The organism is Kitasatospora sp. NPDC092948 (assembly GCF_044754805.1).
GTDB lineage: Bacteria > Actinomycetota > Actinomycetes > Streptomycetales > Streptomycetaceae > Kitasatospora.
This window is the reverse complement of record NZ_JBIVPU010000005.1, coordinates 410206-432319: the sequence shown is the minus strand read 5'-3', so window position 1 is coordinate 432319 and position 22114 is coordinate 410206. Positions and strand designations below refer to the sequence as shown.

Sequence of the window (22114 nt, the reverse complement as noted above, 5' to 3'; positions counted from 1 at the left end):
GCTGCGTCGTATTCCGCGACGACGCATGTGCGCTGAACGAACCCTCGGGGCAGGCATTCCGGCTCTCCCGTCGCGGTGGGACGGGACTACGGTTGCGGGTCAGCGCCGGATTCGGACCGGCTTCCCCTGCTGCCGAGGATGAAAAACCCGTTCATCAGACCACGCGGCATGAGGGACCGTCAACGCTTCCGGACCGGCGGCGGATTGGCGGGGCACGGGCCCCCAGCAGGCGTCGGACGTGGGCCTCTTGGCAGGCGGGCAAGGGTAGTTGAACATGTAACCACGTGAGTCGCGCGCCTTCGCGTCCGTCCGACAAGGAGACAGCCATGCCCGCATCCGGTCCGAAGAGCCTCACCGCCGCCGTCGCCACCGGCGCCGCCCTGCTGCTCGGCGGCGCCCTCGCTCAGCCCGCCGCCGCCGTCGACCTGCCGCATGCCTCCGTCGCGTACTTCACCACCGGCAGCGACCTGACGGGCGCCCAGTTCGCCGTCGACACCGCCGCAGGCTGCCACAACCTGCCCGCCGCCGCGAACTCCGCCGTGAACTTCACCGCCGCCGACGTCACGGTGTACTTCAACGCCGACTGCCGCACCGGCGCGCCCGGCCGGGCCGGCGACCTCGCCTACGGACTGGGCAGCCTGCACTGGGCCAACCTCCCCTACGCGGGCCTGAGTTACCGGGTCAACGGCTGACCCGGTCCGCGGGGTGGCCCGGCTGCCGGGTCAGCGGCCGAGCCGGTCCGAGGGGCGGCCCGACTGCCGGGGCAGCGGGTGATCCGCGGGGGTGACCCGCCGCCGACGGGGCGTCATGTTGCCTTCGTCACCCTGTCGGGCGGCGCGGCGGGTGCGGTAGCGTCCCGGTGGCCGTGCGGGGGAATCCGGTGGAAATCCGGGACTGACGCGCAGCGGTGTGGGCCCAGAACCCTTCCGGTCGATCGTGCCGGGAGCCCGGTCGGGGCCCGAGTCCGAATGCCCGCCGGCCGTGCACCACGAGCGACAGCCACCCACGCGACCCGGGCGGCGGCCGCCCCGCCGCCGCGCCCGCGGACAGGCAGGGGCCCGGTCGGCCGTCCCGACCCAAGGAGTCCCGCCGTGTCCCTCCGCCATGCTTCCCGTGCCGCCGCCGTCGCCCTCGCGGCCGGCACCCTGCTGGCCGCCGCCGTCCCGGCCCACGCGACCGCGAGCCCGGCCCAGATCGCCACCTCCAAGGCCAACGGCGTCGCCTACCTGAAGACCCTGCAGGCCGCCGACGGCAGCTACGCCTCCGGCGGCCTGTCCAACGAATGGGCGTTCAGCGCGTTCGCCGCCGCCGGCACCGCCGCCGTGGACCTCCTCCCCGGCACCGACCCGAGCAAGAACGCCCGCACCGTGTACCGCGGCCAACTCGCCGCGAGCAGCTGGCCGAGCGCCTCCCCGGTGGTCACCGACTACGAGCGGGCCATCCTCAACTCCTATGCGGCAGGCATCGATCCGGCCCGCGTCGACGCCGGACGGAACCTGATCGCCGACCTCGCCGCCTACTGGCAGACCGCCGAGCCCGGCTACTGGGGCCCGTCCGGGAACTTCAACGGCACCGTCTTCGGCCTGCTCGCGCTCGGCAACGCCCGCACCCAGGCCGGCGGGCAGCGCGTCCCGCAGGCGGTGCTGGACGTCACCGCCGCCGCCGTCCGCGCCAACCAGCACAACGACGGCGGCTGGAACTTCAGCAAGGCCGCCGGCAACCCGACCGCGCTCGCCCAGACCAGCGACATCGACATGACCGGCGCCGCGATGGCCTCGCTGTGCGCCGCCGGCGTGCCGAAGACCGACACCGCGATCACCAACGCCGTCACCTTCCTCAAGGGCAACCTCAACGCCAACGGCTCGTTCGCCTCGATGTACGGCGCGAACACCGACTCCAACGGCTGGGCGGTCTCCGGCCTGAACGCCTGCGGCATCGACCCGCAGGGCGCCGACTTCACCTCCTCCACCGGCAAGACGCCCGTCGACTTCCTGATCGCCCAGCAGTTCAAGCCCGGCGGCGGCTTCAAGTACCTGCCCACCGACACCGCCCCGTCCGCGTACGCCTCGGTCGACGGCCTGCGCGCGGTGGTCGGCGGCGGCTTCACCGCCGCCCCGCCCGCCCCCGTCACCGCCGGGGCCCCCACCTGGGTCGCCACCTCCGCGTTCACCGCCGGCACCGCCTCCCGGGTCGCGCTCACCGTGGACGACGGCACCGGCAACCTCAAGGTCTGCGCCGTCACCGTCACCCCCACCGGCACCACCACCACGCTCGGCGCCGTCCTGGACGCCGCCACCGGCGCCGCCGCCACGCCGAGCGGCTGCGTCACCGCCGTCACCCCGTCCAGCGGCACCGGCACGATCACCGCGCTGGGCGGCACCGCGAACGCGGGCGCGAACAGCTGGAAGGTCTCGCTCGACAACGGCGCGGCCGCCGCCGCGAGCCGGGCCACCGTCGTCAACGTCGGCGACACCGTGTCGCTGCGCTACGGCAGTTGATGCCGTTGATGTCGCGTCAGGACTCCTGACCCAGCGGCGCGCCGGTGCGGAGGTTCCACCGCCCGGCGCGCCCGCTCAGCCGGGTGACGGTGAGCGGGGCGACGTCCAACCGCTCAGAATTCTTGACCCAGCGGCGCGCCGGTGCGGAGGTTCCACCGCCCGGCGCGCCCGCTCAGCCGGGTGACGGTGAGCGGGGCGACGTCCAGCCGCCAGAACGCGGCGGGCGGCAGCGCGAGGGCGTGCAGCACGGCGGCGCGGATCGCGGCCGGTTCGGCGACGGCGAGCACCCGGGCGCCGTCCTGCTCGGCGAGGCGGTCCAGCCGGCGGCCGACGCGGGCGCAGAGCGCGGTGACGGACTCGCCGCCGGGCGGGGCGAAGCCCGGGTCCCCGAGCCAGGACCGGACGGCTTCCGGCTCGTCGGCGGCCAGCTCGGCCAGCGCCCGGCCGCGCCAGGCGCCCGCGTCCAGATCGGCGAGGGCCGGCTCGACCGCGGCCGTCAGGCCGAGCGCCTGCGCCGTCTGCCGACAGCGCCGGGACGGGGCGGTCAGCACGGCCGTCGCCCCGCCCGCCGGGGCGGTGCGGGCGCGGACGGGCGTCAGCTCCGCCTCGTCGAGCGGTCGGTCGTCGCCGAACCGGGCCTCGCGCAGCTCGCCGCCGACCGCCGGTGCGACCAACATCACCCGGACCGTCATATTCCGTCCCCCCTGCGGGTCGTTCGTCTGCGGATTGGTAGTATGCACGGCTGGGCCCCTTGGCGGGGCCCGCCGGGAACGGTACCTTCTCGGCGAACAACCCCACATCAACGACGGTGCGTGGAAGTCCGGTGCAAACCCGGCACGGTCGCGCCACTGTGAACCCGAGGCAGCCCACCCGGCCGCCGACGGCAAGTCAGACCCGCCTCCGTCGTTCCCCTGCTCCACACGACCGGGACGCGAGTTCCCGCAAGGAGGTCAACGGCCATGGCTCACCCCATCGCGCCCGCCGCCACGCCGGCCATCACCCCCATCTCCGTCAAGGCCATCGCCCCGTGGGCGGTCTTCTTCGGCATCCTGCTGCTCACCCTGCTCTACTTCGTCGGCGCCGAGCAGGGCGCCACCTCCCTGATCTCCGGCGAGGCCGTGCACGAGTGGGTGCACGACGGCCGGCACCTGCTCGGCTTCCCCTGCCACTGACCCGGGGAACAACGGCGAACAACTGAAATGAACTCCCACACCGTCAGAAACCTGCTGGTCCGCGGCATGCTCGCGGGCCTCGGCGCAGGCGTCCTCGCACTGATCGTCGCCTACCTGCTCGGCGAACCCCGCGTGGACGCGGCGATCGCCTTCGAGGAGGGCCACAGCCACGAGCACGGCGAAGAACTGGTCAGCCGCACCCTTCAGTCCACCGCGGGCCTGGCCACCGGCGTCCTGATCTACGGCATAGCCCTCGGCGGCATCGCCGCCCTCGTCTACTGCTTCGCCCTCGGCCGCACCGGCCGGTTCGGCCCGCGGGCCACCGCACTGCTGCTCTCCGGCGGCGCGCTGGCGGCCGTCTACCTCGTGCCGTTCCTCAAGTACCCCGCCAACCCGCCGTCCGTGGGCGACCCCGAGACCATCGGACGACGTACCCTGCTCTACTTCCTGATGATGCTGCTGAGCGTGCTGCTCGCCGTCGCCGCCGTGGTGGCCGGCAAGCAACTCGCTCCGCGGCTGGGCAACTGGAACGCGACCCTGGCCGCAGGCCTCGGCTACCTGGTCGTCATCGGCCTCGGCTACGTCCTGCTGCCCGCCGTCAACGAAGTCCCCGAAGACTTCTCCGCCACCCTGCTCTGGCAGTTCCGGGTCGCGGCGCTGGCCATCCAACTCACCCTCTGGCTGTCCTTCGGCCTCCTCTTCGGCCACCTCGCCGAACGCCACCTGCTCCCCAAGCCCGCTCGCGCGGCCACGGTGCCGGTGACCAACTAACCTGCCCCCCGGGCCGGTTGACGCTTCGCTCCGTCGCGTCGACCGGCCCTTCGGCATGCTCAGAGACTCAACTTGAACCCCTCGTGGCTCGGCACGAAGCGCGGCCCGTCGGCGATCGCGGGGAGCAGGGTGCGGCCGGCGGGGGCGATGAGTGCCTTCTCCATGGTGAACGAGCCGGGCAGGCGGCCCAGTTGGGCGAGGAGGTCCGCGGGTGTGTCGGGTTCGGCGGTCAACAGGCGGGCGGCGGCCGGAGTGAGGGGTGCCCATCGGTCGGCGGGCAGCACGGCACCGCGCTCGTAGGCCGGGTCGCGGTTCTCGACGTGGAGCGTCCCGGCCTCGCCACGGTCGGTCAGCGTGTCCAGGCCGGAATGCGCGCGCGGGCTCGCACCCGCCCCGGTCCAGGGCCGTGTACATCGCTCCGTGCCCGCGCCGGTGCTCGGCCGCCAGCGACGGCTCGGCCGAGGTCCTCGCCGGCCTGTCCGCGACAGCGCCGCGTCGGTGAGCTCGAACAGTGCGTCAGCACGGGCGTACAGACGCTCGTACTCGACATCTCGAAGCGCGGAGAACGGCCGTATCACGTGTTGCCGGATCCGGAAGATCTCAGCAGGTCGAGTGACGTGCGAGATTGAACGACAAGCTCAGGGGCCCCGTCCCACTCATCGCACCTCAGTGTGCGATCAGCTCTCGAACCGCGTCGCTCACCTCCGGTAGCTCACCCGGGAGGGCCCACTGATGGGCGTCGTGTTCGGTGAGGACGACCGGTTCGGTCTTCTCGACGGTGACGGCGAAGTTGAACTGGCGGGTCGTGCCGCCCCGGCTGTTCTGGTAGTCGAAGTGTCCGATGTAGCCGGTGATCTGGTCGACGGTCAGGCCGGTCTCCTCGGCGGTCTCCCTGAACATGGCCTCCAGGATGCTCTCCCCGGGCTCGACCGTGCCGGAGGGGATCTCCCACATGCCGCCCAGGTAGTCGTCGGGGTTGCGCCGCACGAGCAGGACCCGGCCCTCGTGGTTGATCACGGCGGCGGCGACGAGGCCGGTGATGCCGGCGGCTTCGGCGTCGGCCGCCAGGCCGGCCACGAATTCGGGGGAGGTGACAGTCACTGCAGCTCCTTGTGGTGGTCGCTGATCTTGATGGCCGCGCGGACGTACTGCTCGGCCGGTTCGAGATCCTGCTCACGATGCCAGACCGGGAGCTTGATCGTGTGGGCGTGGGCGCGCTCGGCGACGGGGAAGTCCCCTGCCTGGTACCGGCGGTGGGAGTGCGGGTGGCCGGGGAACAGCATGCCGGGCTTGCTGGTACAGCGGCAGCTGGTTGAGCGGGCAGGTGGAGCCGGGGCGGTCGAACTCGGTGGTGCCCTCGGCGATCAGCGCCTGGTGGAACCTCTCGATCGGCAGGCCGCCGAGCTCGTCGGGCCGGTAGGTGAGCGTCAACCCGTACCAGGACGGGATCAATCCGTCGGGCAAGGCGGCGACTTCCAGACCGGGTGTCCCGGCCAGCCGGCCGGTGAGGTGGCGGGCGATCTCCGCCTGTCCAGCGAGGTAGCCGTCGAGGCGGGCGAGCTGGTCGTGGGCGATGGCGGCGGCGAGCGGGTGGATGCGGAGCTTGAGTCCGGCCCCGGTGACCGCGTACCGCGCGAGCGGGTGGCCTTCCGGGATCTCGGACTTGGCGCGTTTGTTGTAGTGCGCGAGCGTGATGACCCGGTGGTACGTGTCGTCGTCGTCCGTGAGGACGAAGCCGCCCTCGCCGCCGGAGAGCGGCTTGGGACCGTTGAGGGAGAACGCCGAGGCAAGGCCGAAGGCGCCGACCTTCCGCCCGGTGACGCTCGCGCCGTGGGCGTGGGAGCCGTCATCCAGCACTGCCAGGTCGTGGGCGTTCGCCACGGCGACGATGCCGGCCATGCCGGCGGGCTTGCCCCACAGGTGGGTGACCATGACCGCGGCCCATGTCGATGATGCAGCCGCCCCCGGCCTGGCGGGCGTCTCCGCGCCAGCCGCCGCCGGGGTCGTCGGTGTGGAAGGTGTACTGGCCGTCGATCAGGAACGGGGTGCCGATCTGGTCCAGCAGCCCGGCGGCGCTGGCGTGGATCGGGTTGGACCGTCGTTGGAGGGTGACCATCAGCTCGACCTGCCCGGCTTGGCAGATCTCGGCGAGCTCCCGGGCCTCGTCCATCGAGGTGGCGAACGGCTTCTCCTTGAGGACGTGGACGCCCCGGGCGGCGCACTCCTGGACGACCTCGCGGCCGGCGTGGTGCGGGACGGCGACGACCACGAAGTCCGGTTTCACGGTATCCAGCAGGTCACCGGCACGGGTGAATCCGGGGACCTGGAGGGCGTCCTGCCGCTGCCGCAGGGTGTCGGGGTCGCTGTCGCAGACGGCGACCAGCTCGGCCCTGCTGGATGCGAGCAGGCCGGGAAGGTGGTCTTCGAGTGCCTGATGGCCGAGGCCGATGACCGCAGCGCGTCGGACTCCTTCCGCGTGGTGACGAAATTCGTCGGTGCACGACGAGTAGAGCCCAACTCGCGGCCACCATCCAGGGATTGTCCGTAGTCCCAGGGTGGTCCCGCCCCTACGCGCAGTAGGCTCAAGGTCACCGTCGATGATGGGATTGGCCCCGTGGACGACCAGATCCGGCACCCCCTCGCGTACGCCCGCGCGCTTCGCGGCTGGTCCCAGGCCGACCTCGCGGCCCGCATCCACCACGTCGCCCGGCACCGGCCCGAGGGTCTTCGCTCCGGCACCGACAAGGCCGCCGTCAGCAAGTGGGAGAACTGGCGCAAGACGCCCAGAGAGCTGCCATGGACCACCGCCGCCGCACCTTCATGACCTTCAGCGCGCTCGCGCTGGCCGGCCTCTCGGCCCAGTGGGCCGCCCTCGAACCCGACCGGCTCATCACCGCACTGGACGGCAAGCACGTCGACGGCGAACTGGTCGACTGGCTGGAGGACACCAGTGCCAAGCTGACCGCCCTGCCCACCGAACAGCGCCAGCACACGGCCAAGTTGATGGATGCCCAGCTGGACACGGTCACCGACCTGCTGGAGCAAGGCCGCTGCACCGAGCCCATCGGTCAGCGCCTGCACCTGCTGGCCGCCTCCCTGGCCAGTACCTGCGGCTGGCACCGCTTCGACCAGGGCCAGCACCATGTGGCGGGAAAGCTGTGGAACGCGGCCCTCAGCAACGCGCACGCCGCCCGTGACCGCGACCTCGGCGCCGGCATCCTCTCCGACCTCGCTTGTGCGCGACCGGTCATTGACCTCACCCCTGTACGGTCCGGTCGTGTTGAGTCGAAATGCCTGGTCCGTCCACTTCACCTCGCGGGATCTGCCGCGGTTGCGTGAAGGGCTCTGGTACCTGCGGATTCGTCCTGAGGAGTGGGAGTGCTGGCTCGATGACCAGGGCATTCCTGACGGGACTCCGTATCTTTTGTCGCCCCGGTACGTCTACGACGTCAACCCGAATGCGTACCTCCATCGGGTGGACTACCTCGAAGGTCCGCTGAACAGCCAGCGGAACCGGGCGAGGGCGATGGCGGGTTACTTCACCTTCCTGCATGTGGCGCGCGGGGGAAAGGGCTGGCGCGACGCCACGATGGACGACCACCGGGCCTACCGGCACTGGCGGCGCCAGGACGCGAAGGGACCCCGGATCGACGGCTCGACATGGAGCCAGGACACCTCGCACGTGTTCCAGTTCTACGAGCACGCGAAGCGCGAGGGCTGGGTCTCCGAGATCCCGATCCCGCTGCGGGAGGCCCGGGAAAGCGCGACCTCGCCCGGGGGCCCGCCGGTCGTCGACAAGAGGGGCCGGAAGAGTAGGAAGGTCCCGGCGTCCTACGCGCACGACGAAGGCGGCCAGCGGATCGAGTGGCTGCCGGCCGCTTCCTACCGACGCTGGCGGGACGTTGGGGTCCGGGGCTACGACCGCTGCGGACTACCGAGGGACAACTTCCGAGGTCGGTGGGCCTCACGCAACTCAACGTTCACGGACAAGCTGGTCCGCACCGGGATGCGGCTTGAAGAGCAGGGCACCCTTCTCAGGACCGAGATCCCGTTGGGAAAGGGGCCACCGGGCTACAGCAAGTTCTGGCTGCCGAGGTCGATCGCGAAGCGGCAGTCTGCCCGGTGGGTCTACCTGCCGGCATCCACGCGGCGGGATCTGACCGCCTACGACCTCGAAGACCGGGCCCTGGTGGTGGCGGAGGCCCAGGCCGCGGGCCGCTACCACCGCATCCGCCGTCCCATGGTCATCACGGACCCGGCGTCTCCGCGGATGGCCCAGTACACCTCGGGCGCGATGGTCGGGAAGCGCGTGGACGTGCGGCTACTCGGCCCGCTGGAGCGCCGCCGGCTGTTTGTGGACACCGAGCGGGGCTTGGAGCCGGCGATGTTCTGGCTCGGCGAGGACGGGATGCCGCTGTCCCTGTCGACCTGGAAGGACATGTTCACCACGGCCAACAGCCGCTGCGAAGAGGCTGGGCTGGAGGAACGAGCCCATGCCCACCTCTGTCGGCACACCTTCGCCGTGATCACGCTTGAACAGCTTCAGCGCGGCCATATCGCGGCGCTCGGCGAGATGAATCCGGGCCAGCGCCAGCACTACCAGAGGATCTTCGGGGACCCGGTGGACTGGATCCGCCGCCGACTCGGTCATACCTCTCAGCTGTCCACTTTGATCTATCTGCACGCCCTGCAGGAACTGGAGATGGAGACGCGCATGGCCCTGGTCCCGGACACCTGGGAGGACCCGCGGGACACCCCGGTTGCCGAACTCGGGGACGAGGCGCCGCCCTTCGACTTGCCTGAGGCGGAGGTGACGCAGTGAGTCGGCGAGGAGGCCGCGGCAGCACTGGACCTGGCCGCCCGGCCGCGACACCGGCTGGAAGCTACGAAGCTCCGCCACTGGTCAGAACGGAAGCGCCAGGTTCCCTGCTCGTCGACTTCTACGGCGAGGACGGCCGCACCCGCACCTACGACTTCAGCTCACTGCCGATGCCGGGCTGGCATCCGTTCCTGGCCCGGTCCTTCGCCCTGCGGACCGGCTACAGCGGCGGTGCCAGGACCCTGGAGAGTGCGAGGGGCGCCTGGAGCGCGGTCCGGCACTGGGCCAAGTTCCTCCCAACTCTCTTTCCGTCGCCCGAGACTCCACAGCAGCTGACCCGTGCGCACGTTGACGCGTTCCAGGACCGCGCGGATATCTCCCCGCGAACGAAGTACCCGGTGCTGCTGGAACTGCGCACGCAGTTCACTGACCCGCAGCTGAAGGACGATCTCCCGGCCGAGGCCCTGGACGCCTTCGAGCGACGACTGTTGAAGCCGCCCGCAGCGAAGCCAGTGGGGGGCTACTCAAGCGGAGAGCTGGAGCGACTGACAGCTGCAGCGCGGGCCGACACCGCTCGCATCGCCCGCCGCCTACGCGCGAGCGAGGACCTGCTGCGACGCTACCGCGAGGACCGCGGTCAACTCGGCACGGATGATCTCCGGCGGGGCGAGGTACTGGCCTCGATGGCTGACAGTGGTGCAGTTCCCGAGCCCGTTCGGCGGTTTCAGGAATGGCAGAGTCAACGGGTTGCCATTGCCTCCGACCTGTTCCTGACTTGGAAGGATCTGGCGCCCTTGGTGGTCCTCCTGATGGTTGTCACGGAGCGGAACGGGGAGTCGATCAAGGAGTTGCCGGTCAAGCACCGAGTGCTGGAAGGCCGCGTCGTCGAGCTGTCCGTGGTCAAGCGCCGGCGCGGCACCAAGCGCTGGTTCGAGACAGTGACCTGGGAGATTGGACCGAAGGACCGTGAACTCCACACGCCCGGGGGTCTCTATCTCCTGCTGCTGGAGCTGACTGCTCGCGGCCGGTCCTTCTGCGGCGCCTCCACCGCGTTCGCGATCTGGCGCAACAACCACCGCACCGGCGCCAAGGGCATCACGGAGCACTGGGCGCCGTTCGAGGCGAGCCTCGGCCATGGAGGGGCGATCCACATGTCTGCCTGGGCTGCGGAGCGTCCCAAGCCGGTACTGGCGGACTTGCCGCCGAAGAAGAACGGCCAGCAGCCCCCGGCGCCGCCGCTGTCGGTCACATTCAACCGGATCAAGACCAGCGTGGACGCGCGCCGCACCCGGCAGATGGGCGGTCACCTGCCGTCCTCCGCGAAGAGCAACACTGCTCAAGTCCTGTATGCCAACTACCTCAAGGCGGATGAGCCGACCCGGGAGTGGGCCGCGGAGGTGGTCGCGGAAGCGCTCGTGGACGCCGAACACGCCGCTGTCGAAGCCCACAAGCGTGCTGCCGAACGCAGGGGTGGCGGCCCGAAGGTCCTGCCCAAGGTCGGCACTGCGCGGGACCTGGAGGAAGCCGGTATGGCGCCGGACGTCGCGCGCAAACTGGCGGACGGCGAACTGGACACGGCCTGGACCGCCTGCGAAGACCATGATCACAACCCGGAGACCCAGGCCCCTTGCGGCGACTCGTTCCTGGACTGCTTCCACTGCGGGAACTGCCTGGTCACTCGCGCCCACCTGCCCGGGCTGCTCGGACTCCTTGACAGCCTCGGTGCCCTGCGACAGCGGATGAACGAGATCGACTGGTGGTAACGCTACGGGCCGGCCTGGGTTGCGATCCGGCGTGACATCCTCACCAAGTTCTCGCCGGCCGAGGTCGCTCAAGAACGAAAGAACCCCCTGCCCGACGCCCTCCTCGACCTTGTCGACGCCCCCTGGGAACAGCCATGAGTCTTGCCACCTTCGCCGTTCCTCCGCCCAGCGACGCCGCTCTACAGAACACTCACGTTCTGCACGGTCGCCAGCTCCGATCCGGGTTTCGGCTGGAGAACACCTCCCGCTACGGCGAGGACATCTGGCGGCTCTTCCCCGCGCAGCGCAAGGAACACGACGTTGCACTCATCCTGAACTTCCTGGCCCTGCCGTCGCGGTTTCGTCCAGCGGCCAAGAAGCTCTTCTACCACCTGCTGTCCGCCGACCCGCCGGACGGCGAAGACCCGCCGAGCATCGCCACCGTCAGGGTCACCTTCACCCACATGAAGGCGATCCTGACCTGGCTGGACAAGCGCTGGGAAGAGCACCGCACCGACCTGTCAACCCTGACTCCGGACGACCTGACCGCTTACCGCAAGTATCTCAACGTGCTCCACCCCCGGTCCTCGGACCACCGGACGCTCGCGCGAGGCGTCATCCGACTCCTCTGGCGCTGGCGATCCCATCTCGACGAGCATGCACTGTCCTTCGACCCGCGCCACCTTCCGGAGTGGGGCGAGTCCAAGGCTCCCCGCCGCAGCGAGAACGCCACCGATCGGCTGCCCGAAGAGACCCTGGGACCGCTACTGGGCTGGGCACTTCGGTTCGTCGATGAGTTCTCCACTGACATCCTGGCCGCAGACGCGCACTGGCGGGCCACCCGAACCGGCACCTTCCGCCGGCCAGACGACGCCACGGACATCGGGCTTCGCATCCGCACCCTGATGGACGAGTACATCGCCTCGCGGAGACCGCTGCCCGGCTACCGCGGCCGTCCGAACATCGTCTACCTCGCCCGCTCACTGCAATGCGACCGCTCCTGCGTCGAACGTCACGCCGACGTCGTGACCGCGACGGCCGAGATCGTTGGCATCGGCACAGACAGCTACTTCAGTATCCCGATTACCGGCCGACTTGACGGCGCCCCATGGGTCGAGGGAATCGCCACCCATCACACAGCAACCCACAGCCTGGCCCGGCTCGAACGCCACCTGCAGGCCGCCTGCTACATCGTGATCGCGTTCCTCAGCGGGATGCGTGACTCGGAGGTCAAGCACCTTCGACGCGGATGCCTGCGCATCAAGAGGGACGAGGACAAGACCCCCTACCGCTGGACCGTCACCAGCCTGGCCTTCAAGGGCGAGGACGACGACGTCGGCGTTGAGGCTACCTGGGTCGTCGGCGAGCCCGTCGCCCGAGCCATCGACGTCCTCGAACGCCTCCAGCCCGCCGAAGCGGACTTCCTTTTCGCCCGCCTTCGCTACGGATCCGACGCCAAGACGGGCTCCGCCGAAGCCCTCACGACCAAGGCGACCTCTCGGCAGATCAGAAACTTCGTCACCTACGTCGGCCAGCTCTGCGACACCGCCCATCGCTCCGACCACGTCCCACCAGTCGGCGACACCCGCACCGGGTTCAAGACCAGCGTCTTCCGGCGCACACTCGCGTGGTTCATCGCACGACGGCCCGGCGGGGCCATCGCCGGCGCCATGCACTACCGACACCACAGCATCCAAATGTTCGAAGGCTACGCAGGCACCAGCGCTTCCGGGTTCCGGGCAGAAGTGGAGAGCGAACAGGCCCTCGCCCGGGGCGAGGCATACACCGCGATGATCGACGCGCACGAGCACACTGACCTGAGCGGCCCGTCAGCCGAAGAGGCTGCCCGGAGGCTAGGAGAATTCGGCGAACGAGCCCAGTTCCAGGGACAAGTCGCCCTGGACAAGCACCGCCTGAAACGGATCATGAAGCGGCATGATCCAGCGATCTATCCCGGTGAGTACATCACCTGCGTCCACGATCCGGCCAAGGCACTCTGCGACAGGGCGAAGCGCGGCGGAGGCGACGGGCTGCCCGACCACGGCGGATGCAAGCCCCTCGCCTGCAGAAATGTTGCCCTCACTCCTGAGAACGTGGCTGCCTGGACCCGAGAGCTGGCCCGCCTGGAGAAGAGGATGGCCGCCCGACCGGCCATGCCTCCCCTCCTGCAGCACCGTCTTCAGCAACGTCACGCCGAGATCACCGAGTTCTTGTCCACCAACACCCGCACGGAGTCCATCGCATGACCACCAACGTCTGCGATCTGCCCGAGGCCCTGGTCCGCAAGCGGATGACGGAGATGGTCGAGGCATGCATTCAGACCAACACCAAGCCCAGCGTCCTGAAGCTGGCCCGTCAGCTTGGCCTGAGCAACACCACGTTCCGCCGCCGCTTTCCCGACATTGCCAGAGAACTCAGTCGTTTCCGGTCCGCTCCTGTCGATCCCGCAGACGAGCCGACCGCCCACGATAGGCTCATCGCCAGGAACGCGAAGCTCCGTCGTCGGAACCAGGAGCTGACCTCAGACCTCGCGCTCGCCGTCGCTCAACTCCAGCAGCTCGCGCTGGCCAACGATCAGCTCCGCAAAGCGCTCGAGGACGCCTCCAAGGTCACGAACATCCGAGCCAGGAAGGGGAATTACTGAGCCGACTCCGCTGGGAGATGTGATCGACTGCTCATCGCTGGTCACGAGATCCCACTCGGTCCCCAAGGGCCGGGCGAGACCTTTGTCTCAGCCATCGAAACGGCGCCAAGAGAAGCCCCGCTCGCCGAGCGGGCGCAGCGCGTTGCGGTGTTTGGCACCGACCCAGACGTCGAACCCCCCGTTGCCGTGGTCGCTGACGTAGGCGGCGAGGCCGGGAGCAACGTAGAAGTGCGTGGGATCGGAGGGCCACTGCCACGGCCGTAGAGGCACCTGGTGGAGCGTACGCGTGATCTCGCGGGTGAGCCTTTCCGGCAGGCAGTCCACGCTGGCCCAGTAAGGCGCGCTGACCACGGCTTCGAACAGCGAGAACTGCAGAAGGAAGCCGCTCATCGGCTCGCGCTCGGGGCTCGGCTCTTCCTCCGTGAACCACACAGTCGGGTCACTCTCAGCGAAGTCGAGGGACCATCGAAACGACCAGACGAAGCCGCCCTGGTTCTCCTCTCCGAAGACGAGATGGTCCGCGCTGTCGTCGGTATAGAGCTTTGCCTCTGGAAGGATCCTGTTCTGAGCGCCGAGTATCGCAGGCCGCTCTTGAGCAAGCCGATAGAAGCTCGCCAGCGGCCCCGGCGTGCAGTTGCTGAGCTTCGGCCTCGACGGCGCCTCCGACGCGGGGTACCAACCCGTGACGAAGCGTTCCAGCGCAGTGGCCGGATCGGTCCTCACGTAGTCGAGCCACTCCAGGTCGGGCAGGGCAACCGGTGTGCTTGGTGGCCGCACGGTGTCGAGGACCTCCCGGCTCAGTTCTGAATCGAGCCGCCAAACACAGAGCACGAACTGCTCGCGGGTCTGTTCACCCCTCACGCGCTGGGCCGTGCCCAAGTAAATGCAGCGGTCCTTCAACCGGGTGAACACATGAGCCCGCTGGAACGGGTCGGCCTCCCAGATCCGCGCTGCAATCGTGGCCGGGCCGGGACCGCGCAGCCGGAACTCTCTACTGTTCCAGACACCGCTGGTCGTCAGTTCATCCACGGCATCGGCGATGATCACAGGCCCGGCAGGCCCGAACGCGATGACGGTGCTACCGATTCCGAACATCTCCGCATCCGGACCGGCAAGAGCCACCGCCATGCCTTCATCGATCAAGTCCAGGCGGGTCAAAGGCATGTCGGCGAGTGTAACCATGGCTCAGCTGGGCCCTGCAGCGCGGGCCCAACCCACTGACCAACTCCACCCCGACAGCGACTCGGACTTCCGGAAGCGATCACCCGTCGCGCGGGAAGCGGTTACCACCACGTCCCCTGGGGCCCTGATCAGCCGCACTCGTGAGCACTCTGTGATACCGGATGCCCGTGGTCGGGGGAACGGGCCGACTGACCGGTCAACGGTCAGTTCTGAAGAGCGGCTACAACTTCGCCTACCAGTCGATCTGGCTCACTCAGCCCGACGCCGCCGTGGAACCGCTCAGCCAGGCCTTCATCCACACCCGGCACCCCACCGCTCAGTCCTCGCTCTTCCTTCGCCGAGCCCGTGCACATGCCGCCCTTGGCGCCGCCGCCGACTGCCATCGGGATCTGGCCGCCGCCGAGACCGCCCTGCTGACCGACAGTCCCGACCCGGCGCCGACCTGGTGCCGGTGGATGAGCACCGCGGACCTCGCCGTTGACTCCGGCCAGTGCATGCTCGACCTCGGCCGCACCGGCGAGGCCCACGCGCGGATCGACGAAGGCATGAGCCTGCTGCAGAAGGTTGTCGGCCGGAGGACGACCTGCCGGGGCCGGTCGGCGATCCGCCGCGGGCAGCGGGCCCGTGGCCCGAGGACCGGCGAGCAGGTTTCGGGCTGGGACGGTGCCGGCTGTTGCACGTCTACCTCCGGCGGTCGATGGCCGATGCGATCGGCGCGTGGGCGTGCGGGCCGCGAACGACCAGCAGATGCAGGCCTGCGCCGGCGAGCTGTCGGTGGCGCGAGGCACGTTCCGGGGCCGCGCCCAGGCGGGCGAGGACGGGTCGCTGCACGGTGAGTTCCACACTGCGCCCCCTTTCTGCCGGCCGGGCGGCCCGGCTGTTGTCCCAGCGTGCCGTTGGTGCGGAGAGGCGGGAATGCCCTGCCGTGGCAGTTCTGACACCCCGACAGGTCGTAGGGTGCTTCGACGGTCGCCGAGGCAGGAGGTGGTCATGGCGGCGGTGGGCGAGTGGAACGGGGTGGAGGCACGGGCACTGCGGCAGGCCGGCCGCAGGAGCGTACGTGACTTCGCAGCTGTCAACGGACGCGCCGAGATCCGCGTGGGCGGACATCTGATCTCCCTACCCGATGTGACAAGTAGTCACTCAGTCGGGCCCGTCAACGTAGGGTTGGTGGGTGTCAGCTGACCTGGGAGACCGGCCGAAGCCCGAGCCGTTCGATGAGTTGCAGAATGTCTATGACGTGCTCGAACACGTGCGGCAGCGGCCCGGCATGTTCGTGCGCAACGGCTCGCTGGACGAGTTGGGCCTCTTGCTTTCGGGGTATGGCCTGGCGCTGCGGATTCATGGCGTGGACGAGCAGTTCGATCTCGATCCGGCAGGTCCGTTTGCCCAGTGGTTGAGCTGGACGCGCGGGTGGCCTATGGTCTGCGGCTGGGCGATGGCCATCGAGCAGAACCGCGGGGACGAGCCACCACTGGAGGCGTTCTTCCGGCTGTTGGACGAGTGGCGGGTGGGCCTCGCGGCTGCGTCGAACGCGCCGGCTGGGGCCTGACGCAACGGGCTGCACCGACTCGATCATGGGGCGAGTGGGACGACGGACGGCCAATCATTTCCTGGCTGGCGTCTTCGGGGTAATCGTTAGACGGCTAACGTCTCCAGGGGGTCTGATGGCACTGGTCACCGGAGCCACCGGAAACATCGGCCGCGAGCTCGTCCGCGAGCTCGACGAGAAGGGCGCCAGGTTCCGCATCCTCGTCCGCGACCCCGCCCGCGCCGCCGGACTGCCCGAGCGCGCCGAGCGCATCATCGGCGACCTGGGCGAGCCTGCGACACTGGCACCCGCCTTCGCCGGCGTCGACAGGCTGTTCCTGCTCACGCCGGGCATCGGAACCGCCCACACCGCCCACGCCGTCTCGGCCGCGAAGGCGGCCCGGGTGAGCCACATCGTGCACCTGTCCTCCATCAACGTCGTCGGCGACCCGATGCCCGCGATGGGCCGCTGGCACCACCGGCGCGAAGGGATCGTCCGCGCCTCCGGCATACCCGCCACGATCCTGCGGCCCGGCGGCTTCGCGACCAACGCCCTCGAGTGGGCGCCCACCATCCACGCGGAAGGGTATGTCCTCGACCCCGTCGGCCCGGGCCGCTTCGCGCCGATCGACCCCGCCGACATCGCGGCCGTCGCCGCCCTCGTCCTCACCGAGAGCGGCCACCAGGGTGAGGAGTACGCCCTCACCGGCAACGAGGCGCTCACCGTGGCGGATCAGGTTCAGATCATCGCCGAGGCGGTGGGCCGCGACATCGAGGTCCGTGAGACGGCCACACCGGCTCAAGCCGTCCAGTCCCGCTTCCCCGACGGAGCACCCCAGGCGCTTGCCGACGCCATCACCGAGGGGTTCACGCTCATGCGTGCCGACACCGTCGGGTTCCGAACCGACACGGTGGAGCGGCTGCTCGGACGCCGGCCACGGACGTTCGCAGACTGGTGCGCGCGCAACGCCGACGCCTTCCGGCAGCCGACCGCAATCTGAACGGGCCGACGGCTGCGCCAACTTCCGATTCGCCGAGCCGGGACTGGCGGGCCTGGCCGATTGCCGGCGTCCGGGCCGTCGACGGCGCTCTTCGCCGCGCTGAAGGCCGCCCAGGTCAAGGCCCTGGCCTGCCGACCGCCCGCCGAAACCGGCGTTCCGCCGTTCCGCCGTTCCGCGGTTCCGCTGTTCCGCTGGTCGTGCTCGGAGCGGGTGGCTCGGCAACGCTGCTCCCCAGGGCCGGGGCGTCCCGCTGGGTCGGCCAAGTCGTCGGCCTGGGTGCGGTGTTCGCGCCGTACCGGCGGGTGTCCGGTGGCGGGGAGTTCTGCGGCGCAGGCCGGGTGGGCGCGGGATCGTGGGTGTTGCCGGCGGCGGGTGGTGGACGGATCCCGTGCCCTGACGCGGTCGGCCGCGTTGATCAGGGCAGCAGGATCAGCGCGAGAAGGAGCACAACCACCTTGACTGCACTTCGGATTCGCCGGACGGCCGTGGCCGTTGCCGCGACGGCCCTGGCCATGACGGCGGCGATGCCGCCCGCGACGGCAGCCGGGCCGGCGTCCCGGCGGGCGTTCACGGACCGGACGGACAGCGAGTTCCAGAACGACTGCCTGGCCGCCGTCAACGCGTACCGCGCCAAGCACCAGGCACCCCCGCTCACCGTCGACCCGGCGATCGTGGACTACGCCAAGTCCCGGGCGCAGCAGGTCTCCCGGCCGGGCGGCTTCAACCACGACGGCCTGGCACGCGGGTACGGCGAGACCCTGAGCTGGGGCTCGACCGCGACCGAGGGCGGCTACACCCCGGACACCTGCAAGGACGCGGTGGACTCCTGGTACGAGGGGAGCGCGCGCTACGACTACAACAGGCCCGGGTTCTCCCGCGAGACCGGCAACTTCACCCAACTCGTGTGGAAGTCCAGCACGAAGTTCGGCTGCGCGAGGGTGGGCGGCCTCCGCGACGGCGGGCCGGACGCCGACGGCTTCTCCTGGTCCGACACCTACATCGTGTGCGACTTCATGCCGCGGGGGAACGTCACCCTGGACCCGCAGAACCCGACGAAGGCGTACCGGGAGAACGTCCTGCCGCCCAGGCTGTAGAGGACGTCGCGGGACGGAGGGATGGCGGGACGGAGGGACGGCGGTACCGCGGGACTGCGGGGCCGGGATCGTCGGGGCATCGCGCCGTGGCACACTGCGGGCGTTCGGCGGGCTCGGTTCCGAACGGTGCCCGTCGGCGGTCTGCGATGATCGTTTCCCGCACTTGAGGAGGCATCGTGGACACCCGGACGAGACCGGCCGGAGCCGGCGTGCAGGGGGTTGGCGGCGCGAGCCGTCGGTTCCGGCCGGGTGACGTGTTGCGGATGGAGTGCCCGTTCACCGAGGCCACGGTCACCGGGGTCTCCCGGTCGCATGTCTCCGTGCGCTGGCCGTGGTGGGAGGTCGACACCTCGGCGGACGGGATCGAGTGGAACGGTGAGGTGGCTCTTCCGACGCCGGCGGACGACGGCTGGAGCGGCGGCTACTTCCGCACGAGGCCGGCCGAGGAGACGCTGAAGGCCGGAGACCGGTGTTCGGTGGGGATCCCCGCGGCCGTCGTGCACGTCCTGGCGGTCCACCACTTCGATCCGCCCCTGGAGACCGGCTGGCTTCCACGGCCCGGGACCTACCTCGACGTCCTGCGCCAGGGCGAGTCCTACGACGCCGGGCTTGAGGAGCAGGGCCATCGGATCGACCCGGACGGCGGGGTGCCGTTCCGGCTCGAACTGCTCTTCCGGCCTTTCGCGTTCCTGGAGACGGGCGACGAGGTCGTCGACCGCGACGGGCGCGCATGGAGGTTCGACGCTCCCTGGCACTGGACCCCGTTCGACGGCGAGGGGCCGAGCGCTCCGTCCTGGCCGCTCGCCCTGCTCTTCCGCAACGGCGAGCCCGCACCGGAGGCTGTCTCGGCCGTCGCGGCGGCCACGGCTTCGGGCAGCCACGCCGACGAGCTGGGCCGGTGGGTGGAACTCACCCGGGCGGAGCCGGTCACACCCGTCTGAGGTGCGTCCGGTGTCGACGCCGCGCGCGGGTGCCTGGTAGCGCGGGTGCCCAGTACCGGAAGGCCTTGACCACCGAGTGACCCGCGCCGGCTGCCTGACGGTGGAAGGCGTGCAGGTCGGTGTGGTGCTGAAGGAAGAAATCTCTGGCTTCGACCTCGTACAGGTGACCGCGGAGAGGGGTGAAGATCCCGTCCTTGGAGGCGGCCCAGAGCTCGTCGAACGAGGCGGCTTCCAGGAAGGCCGTGGCCTGGCTCACCTGGAGCGGAGTCAGGATCAGAAACGGTGGGCCGTCCTCGGAGCCGACGGGAGTGCCCCCGAAGGCGGGCGGCGCGGCCGGGACGTCGGAGTCTTCGGCGCCGTCCGCGGAACCCGTGTAGAGGTGGTTCACCCCGTGGAAGTCCTTCTCGACCGCGGTGGCGATTCCTGCGGTGAACTCCCCTGGTCGCGCCAGGAGTTCAGCATGAACGTGGTCAGCCACCCGCCGTCGGATTCGATCTCGTCGGGCGGAACGGCACGAGGGTGCATGTGGTAGCTCACTGCGGGGGACCGCGCTCGCTGCCGTGGTTGTCCGGTCGGTGGGCGAAACCTGGCCGTCGACACCGACACCGACACTGCGGTGAGAGGTGCGCGGTCAGGAGGTCGCGGCTGCGAGGAGCGCGTCGAGGAGGCCGGGGAAGCGGGTGTCGAGATCGGTGCGGCGGAGGCTGACGAAGCGGTTGCGGCCGGCGACGCGGGTGGTGGTGACGCCGGCTTCGCGCAGGACGCGCATGTGGTGGGAGACGGTCGACTTGTGGAGGTGGTCCAGGCCGAGACCGTGCGGGTCGCAGGAGTGTTCGGCGTTGTCGGCGTAGCTGAGCAGCAGGTTCATGCGCACGGGGTCGCCGAGGGCCTGTAGGACGGTGACGAGGTCGATGTCGGCGAGGTCGGGCTGGGGAAGCCGCTCGGTGTCGCTCATGGTGGCGCGTGCTCCTCGGGGCAGGGGTCGGGGACGAGGCCAGGGTAGGGGCGCGGTCGGGTCGGGTCGGGGCCAGGACGGTTTGACAATCATCCACCCATCGTCGAATGTTTGGCGAGCGTCAAACTGTTGCATGTGTATCCAACAGAGCGTGCAGCAGTGTCCTGCCCGCTGCCCGCTGCCTGCTGCTCGCCTGTACGACGAACCAATTCCTGCGCCCCGGGGGGCTTTCCCATGCCGGTACGTCTGCTTCTGCTCGCCCTCGGCACCTTCGCCATGGGTACCGATTCGATGGTGGTGGCCGGCATCCTCGGCCCGGTCTCCGCCGACCTGGGGGTGTCGGTGCCGGCCGCCGGCCAGCTGGTCACCGTCTTCGCGCTCGGCTACGCACTGCTGGCACCGGTGCTGGCCACGCTCACCGCCCGCTGGCCGCGCCGGCGCCTGCTGCTGACCGCGCTCGTGGTGTTCAGTGCCGCCAACGCGCTCAGCGCGCTCGCCCCCACGTACGAACTGCTGCTGGCCACCCGGATACTGGCGGCGGCCGGCGCCGCCCTCTACACGCCGACCGCCAACGCGGTGGCCACCACTCTGGTCGCCCCCGAGCGGCGCGGACGGGCGCTGGCCACTGTGCTCGGCGGGATGACGGTGGCCACCGCGCTGGGCGTGCCGCTCGGCACCTGGGTCGGACGCACCGACTGGCGGCTGACGATGTGGCTGGTCACCGCCCTTGGCCTGGCCGCGCTCGCGGGCCTGGCTCTGCTGCTGCGCGACCTGCCCTCTCCTGCCGCCGCCCCCACCCTGCGGGCGCGCCTCGCTCCGCTCGGCCGGCCCCGGGTGCTCGGCGCGGCGGCCACCACGCTGGTGTTCTTCCTCGCCTTCCAGAGCGTCTACATCTATCTGGCCACCGCCGTCTCGGGCGCCACCGGCGGCGACGGCGGCCGGCTGAGCGCCATCCTGCTGACCAGCGGCGTGATGTCGGTGGCCGGCAGCTGGCTGGGCGGACGCCTGGTGGACCGGGTGGGGGTGCGCCGGGTACTGCTGGTCGGCTCGACGGTGGCCGCGGGCGCGTTCGCGGCACTGCCGTGGCTGGGGCTCTCGATGCCGGGCGCGCTCGGGTACGCCCTGGTGGTGCCGCTCGCGGGGTGGACGGTGTCGGTGGCGCTGCCGCACCGCCTGGCGTCGATCGACCCGGACAGCGCACCGCTACTGATCTCGCTGAACAGCAGCGCGCTGTACCTCGGCACGGCGGTCGGCGGCGTGGCCGGCTCGGCGGCGATCGGGCTGCTGGGCGGCCGCTGGTTCCCGCTCGCGGCAGCGGCGCTCGCACTGGTGGCATGCGCGGTGGCCGCAGCGACCACCCGCGACGAACGGACGGCCCGGACCCGTGCCGAGGCACCGGAGCCCGTGCACGCCTGAGCAGGGACCCCGGCCCGGGAGCGAGGGCCCGTGGGACCTCGCCGACCGGCACCCGCGTGAAGTGCCCGTCCTGCAAAGGTGATTGCGTGCGGGACTCGACCGCCGCAGGGCCCGCAGGCACCGGAGAGGCGGAACGCGCCGGCGCGGCCGAGACGGGCCGACCGGGCCGACCGGGCCGGGGTGCCGTCGAAGCCGAGATCGGTGCCTGCCGGACGCGCGGCTGGGCGGTGACTCGCCATCGTCCAACGGAGTGGGGACCACCGCCGTGCGGTCAGACCCGTACAGCGCCGGCCGGACAGTCCAGGCCGAGGAGCCCGGCCCGGGCGGCGAGGTCCACGGTGTCGGCGCG

At 70.4% G+C, this 22114-nt stretch carries 23 protein-coding genes and 2 riboswitches; of the genes, 15 read left to right on the top strand and 8 right to left on the bottom strand.

Annotated elements, in window-relative coordinates:
• Window positions 1-30: 30 nt before the first annotated feature.
• A riboswitch (cobalamin riboswitch) is annotated at window positions 31-179 on the bottom strand.
• Between the two features lie 147 nt (window positions 180-326).
• Together ACIQF6_RS18980 and ACIQF6_RS18975 are read left to right on the top strand one after the other, a co-directional pair.
• Entirely contained in the window at window positions 327-692 is a 366-nt protein-coding gene (locus ACIQF6_RS18980; protein WP_400896293.1) for a hypothetical protein, read from the top strand.
• A 178-nt stretch (window positions 693-870) separates the two neighbouring features.
• Window positions 871-974: riboswitch (cobalamin riboswitch) on the top strand.
• Between the two features lie 117 nt (window positions 975-1091).
• On the top strand, window positions 1092-2498 hold the full coding sequence (locus tag ACIQF6_RS18975) for a prenyltransferase/squalene oxidase repeat-containing protein (RefSeq protein ID WP_400896291.1): 1407 nt from the start codon (window positions 1092-1094) through the stop codon (window positions 2496-2498).
• Window positions 2499-2611: 113 nt separating this feature from the next.
• Here ACIQF6_RS18975 and ACIQF6_RS18970 read toward each other — a convergent pair whose 3' ends face one another.
• Entirely contained in the window at window positions 2612-3190 is a 579-nt protein-coding gene (locus ACIQF6_RS18970) for a histidine phosphatase family protein (RefSeq protein WP_400896289.1), read from the bottom strand.
• Between the two features lie 267 nt (window positions 3191-3457).
• Here ACIQF6_RS18970 and ACIQF6_RS18965 point away from each other — a divergent pair, with 267 nt between their 5' ends.
• On the top strand, window positions 3458-3670 hold the full coding sequence (locus ACIQF6_RS18965) for a CbtB-domain containing protein (protein WP_400896287.1): 213 nt from the start codon (window positions 3458-3460) through the stop codon (window positions 3668-3670).
• 27 nt (window positions 3671-3697) lie between these two features.
• On the top strand, window positions 3698-4441 hold the full coding sequence (locus ACIQF6_RS18960) for a CbtA family protein (protein WP_400896285.1): 744 nt from the start codon (window positions 3698-3700) through the stop codon (window positions 4439-4441).
• A 59-nt stretch (window positions 4442-4500) separates the two neighbouring features.
• On the opposite strand, the gene ACIQF6_RS18955 is transcribed toward ACIQF6_RS18960, so the two are convergent.
• From ACIQF6_RS18955 to ACIQF6_RS18940, 4 genes are all read right to left on the bottom strand, one after another.
• Window positions 4501-5019, bottom strand: a complete 519-nt coding sequence (locus ACIQF6_RS18955) for a hypothetical protein (RefSeq protein WP_400896283.1) — start codon at window positions 5017-5019, stop codon at window positions 4501-4503.
• 88 nt (window positions 5020-5107) lie between these two features.
• Complete coding sequence (locus tag ACIQF6_RS18950; protein ID WP_400896281.1) at window positions 5108-5542, bottom strand: NUDIX hydrolase; 435 nt, start codon at window positions 5540-5542, stop codon at window positions 5108-5110.
• 72 nt (window positions 5543-5614) lie between these two features.
• Window positions 5615-6373 (bottom strand): DegT/DnrJ/EryC1/StrS family aminotransferase, encoded by a 759-nt coding sequence (locus tag ACIQF6_RS18945; RefSeq protein WP_400896279.1) that lies wholly within the window; start codon window positions 6371-6373, stop codon window positions 5615-5617.
• The gene (locus ACIQF6_RS18940; protein WP_400896277.1) at window positions 6288-7076 is read right to left on the bottom strand and encodes a Gfo/Idh/MocA family protein; all 789 of its coding nucleotides are present in this window, start codon (window positions 7074-7076) and stop codon (window positions 6288-6290) included. The genes ACIQF6_RS18945 and ACIQF6_RS18940 overlap by 86 nt, the downstream gene beginning before the upstream one ends.
• On the opposite strand from ACIQF6_RS18940, the gene ACIQF6_RS18935 reads away from it, so the two are divergent.
• The 6 genes from ACIQF6_RS18935 (at window position 7056) to ACIQF6_RS18910 (ending at window position 13646) form a co-directional block, all read left to right on the top strand.
• Window positions 7056-7265, top strand: a complete 210-nt coding sequence (locus ACIQF6_RS18935) for a helix-turn-helix transcriptional regulator (RefSeq protein WP_400896275.1) — start codon at window positions 7056-7058, stop codon at window positions 7263-7265. The genes ACIQF6_RS18940 and ACIQF6_RS18935 overlap by 21 nt on opposite strands.
• Window positions 7238-7780 carry a hypothetical protein gene (locus ACIQF6_RS18930; protein ID WP_400896273.1) on the top strand — a complete coding sequence of 181 codons (543 nt, stop codon included), beginning with the start codon at window positions 7238-7240 and terminating at the stop codon, window positions 7778-7780. The genes ACIQF6_RS18935 and ACIQF6_RS18930 overlap by 28 nt, the downstream gene beginning before the upstream one ends.
• Window positions 7719-9263 carry an integrase gene (locus tag ACIQF6_RS18925; protein ID WP_400896271.1) on the top strand — a complete coding sequence of 515 codons (1545 nt, stop codon included), beginning with the start codon at window positions 7719-7721 and terminating at the stop codon, window positions 9261-9263. The genes ACIQF6_RS18930 and ACIQF6_RS18925 overlap by 62 nt, the downstream gene beginning before the upstream one ends.
• A gap of 395 nt (window positions 9264-9658) precedes the next feature.
• Window positions 9659-11023 carry a hypothetical protein gene (locus ACIQF6_RS18920; protein ID WP_400896269.1) on the top strand — a complete coding sequence of 455 codons (1365 nt, stop codon included), beginning with the start codon at window positions 9659-9661 and terminating at the stop codon, window positions 11021-11023.
• A gap of 134 nt (window positions 11024-11157) precedes the next feature.
• Window positions 11158-13248 carry a hypothetical protein gene (locus ACIQF6_RS18915; RefSeq protein ID WP_400896267.1) on the top strand — a complete coding sequence of 697 codons (2091 nt, stop codon included), beginning with the start codon at window positions 11158-11160 and terminating at the stop codon, window positions 13246-13248.
• Window positions 13245-13646, top strand: a complete 402-nt coding sequence (locus ACIQF6_RS18910; protein WP_400896265.1) for a hypothetical protein — start codon at window positions 13245-13247, stop codon at window positions 13644-13646. Before ACIQF6_RS18915 ends, ACIQF6_RS18910 begins: the two co-directional genes overlap by 4 nt.
• 87 nt (window positions 13647-13733) lie before the next feature.
• Here ACIQF6_RS18910 and ACIQF6_RS18905 read toward each other — a convergent pair whose 3' ends face one another.
• On the bottom strand, window positions 13734-14810 hold the full coding sequence (locus ACIQF6_RS18905) for a hypothetical protein (RefSeq protein ID WP_400896263.1): 1077 nt from the start codon (window positions 14808-14810) through the stop codon (window positions 13734-13736).
• A gap of 1192 nt (window positions 14811-16002) precedes the next feature.
• Between ACIQF6_RS18905 and ACIQF6_RS18900 the strand changes: the two genes are divergently transcribed.
• The 4 genes from ACIQF6_RS18900 to ACIQF6_RS18885 all read left to right on the top strand — a co-directional run bounded on the left by ACIQF6_RS18900 (window position 16003) and on the right by ACIQF6_RS18885 (window position 19394).
• A complete protein-coding gene (locus ACIQF6_RS18900) occupies window positions 16003-16380 on the top strand; it encodes a hypothetical protein (protein ID WP_400896261.1) in 378 nt (125 codons plus the stop codon).
• Between the two features lie 115 nt (window positions 16381-16495).
• A complete protein-coding gene (locus ACIQF6_RS18895) occupies window positions 16496-17359 on the top strand; it encodes an NAD(P)H-binding protein (RefSeq protein WP_400896259.1) in 864 nt (287 codons plus the stop codon).
• A gap of 455 nt (window positions 17360-17814) precedes the next feature.
• Window positions 17815-18453: a CAP family protein gene (locus ACIQF6_RS18890; RefSeq protein WP_400896257.1), complete on the top strand. Its 639-nt coding sequence runs from the start codon at window positions 17815-17817 to the stop codon at window positions 18451-18453.
• 320 nt (window positions 18454-18773) lie between these two features.
• A complete protein-coding gene (locus ACIQF6_RS18885) occupies window positions 18774-19394 on the top strand; it encodes a hypothetical protein (RefSeq protein WP_400896255.1) in 621 nt (206 codons plus the stop codon).
• Here ACIQF6_RS18885 and ACIQF6_RS18880 read toward each other — a convergent pair.
• Both ACIQF6_RS18880 and ACIQF6_RS18875 read right to left on the bottom strand, forming a co-directional pair.
• On the bottom strand, window positions 19381-19872 hold the full coding sequence (locus ACIQF6_RS18880; protein WP_400896253.1) for a DUF1877 family protein: 492 nt from the start codon (window positions 19870-19872) through the stop codon (window positions 19381-19383). The two genes, ACIQF6_RS18885 and ACIQF6_RS18880, sit on opposite strands and share 14 nt — an antisense overlap.
• A 153-nt stretch (window positions 19873-20025) precedes the next feature.
• Window positions 20026-20349 carry an ArsR/SmtB family transcription factor gene (locus ACIQF6_RS18875; RefSeq protein WP_400896251.1) on the bottom strand — a complete coding sequence of 108 codons (324 nt, stop codon included), beginning with the start codon at window positions 20347-20349 and terminating at the stop codon, window positions 20026-20028.
• Window positions 20350-20583: 234 nt separating this feature from the next.
• Between ACIQF6_RS18875 and ACIQF6_RS18870 the strand changes: the two genes are divergently transcribed.
• A complete protein-coding gene (locus ACIQF6_RS18870; RefSeq protein WP_400896249.1) occupies window positions 20584-21765 on the top strand; it encodes an MFS transporter in 1182 nt (393 codons plus the stop codon).
• Window positions 21766-22114 lie beyond the last annotated feature (349 nt).

Coding starts and splice junctions, on each gene's coding strand:
- ACIQF6_RS18970 (WP_400896289.1), bottom strand. CDS start 3,190: ATGACGGTCCGGGTGATGTTGGTCGCACCGGCGGTCGGCGGCGAGCTG.
- ACIQF6_RS18965 (WP_400896287.1), top strand. CDS start 3,458: ATGGCTCACCCCATCGCGCCCGCCGCCACGCCGGCCATCACCCCCATC.
- ACIQF6_RS18910 (WP_400896265.1), top strand. CDS start 13,245: ATGACCACCAACGTCTGCGATCTGCCCGAGGCCCTGGTCCGCAAGCGG.
- ACIQF6_RS18895 (WP_400896259.1), top strand. CDS start 16,496: ATGGCACTGGTCACCGGAGCCACCGGAAACATCGGCCGCGAGCTCGTC.
- ACIQF6_RS18875 (WP_400896251.1), bottom strand. CDS start 20,349: ATGAGCGACACCGAGCGGCTTCCCCAGCCCGACCTCGCCGACATCGAC.
- ACIQF6_RS18980 (WP_400896293.1), top strand. CDS start 327: ATGCCCGCATCCGGTCCGAAGAGCCTCACCGCCGCCGTCGCCACCGGC.
- ACIQF6_RS18905 (WP_400896263.1), bottom strand. CDS start 14,810: ATGCCTTTGACCCGCCTGGACTTGATCGATGAAGGCATGGCGGTGGCT.
- ACIQF6_RS18870 (WP_400896249.1), top strand. CDS start 20,584: ATGCCGGTACGTCTGCTTCTGCTCGCCCTCGGCACCTTCGCCATGGGT.
- ACIQF6_RS18960 (WP_400896285.1), top strand. CDS start 3,698: ATGAACTCCCACACCGTCAGAAACCTGCTGGTCCGCGGCATGCTCGCG.
- ACIQF6_RS18915 (WP_400896267.1), top strand. CDS start 11,158: ATGAGTCTTGCCACCTTCGCCGTTCCTCCGCCCAGCGACGCCGCTCTA.
- ACIQF6_RS18945 (WP_400896279.1), bottom strand. CDS start 6,373: ATGGTCACCCACCTGTGGGGCAAGCCCGCCGGCATGGCCGGCATCGTC.
- ACIQF6_RS18930 (WP_400896273.1), top strand. CDS start 7,238: ATGGACCACCGCCGCCGCACCTTCATGACCTTCAGCGCGCTCGCGCTG.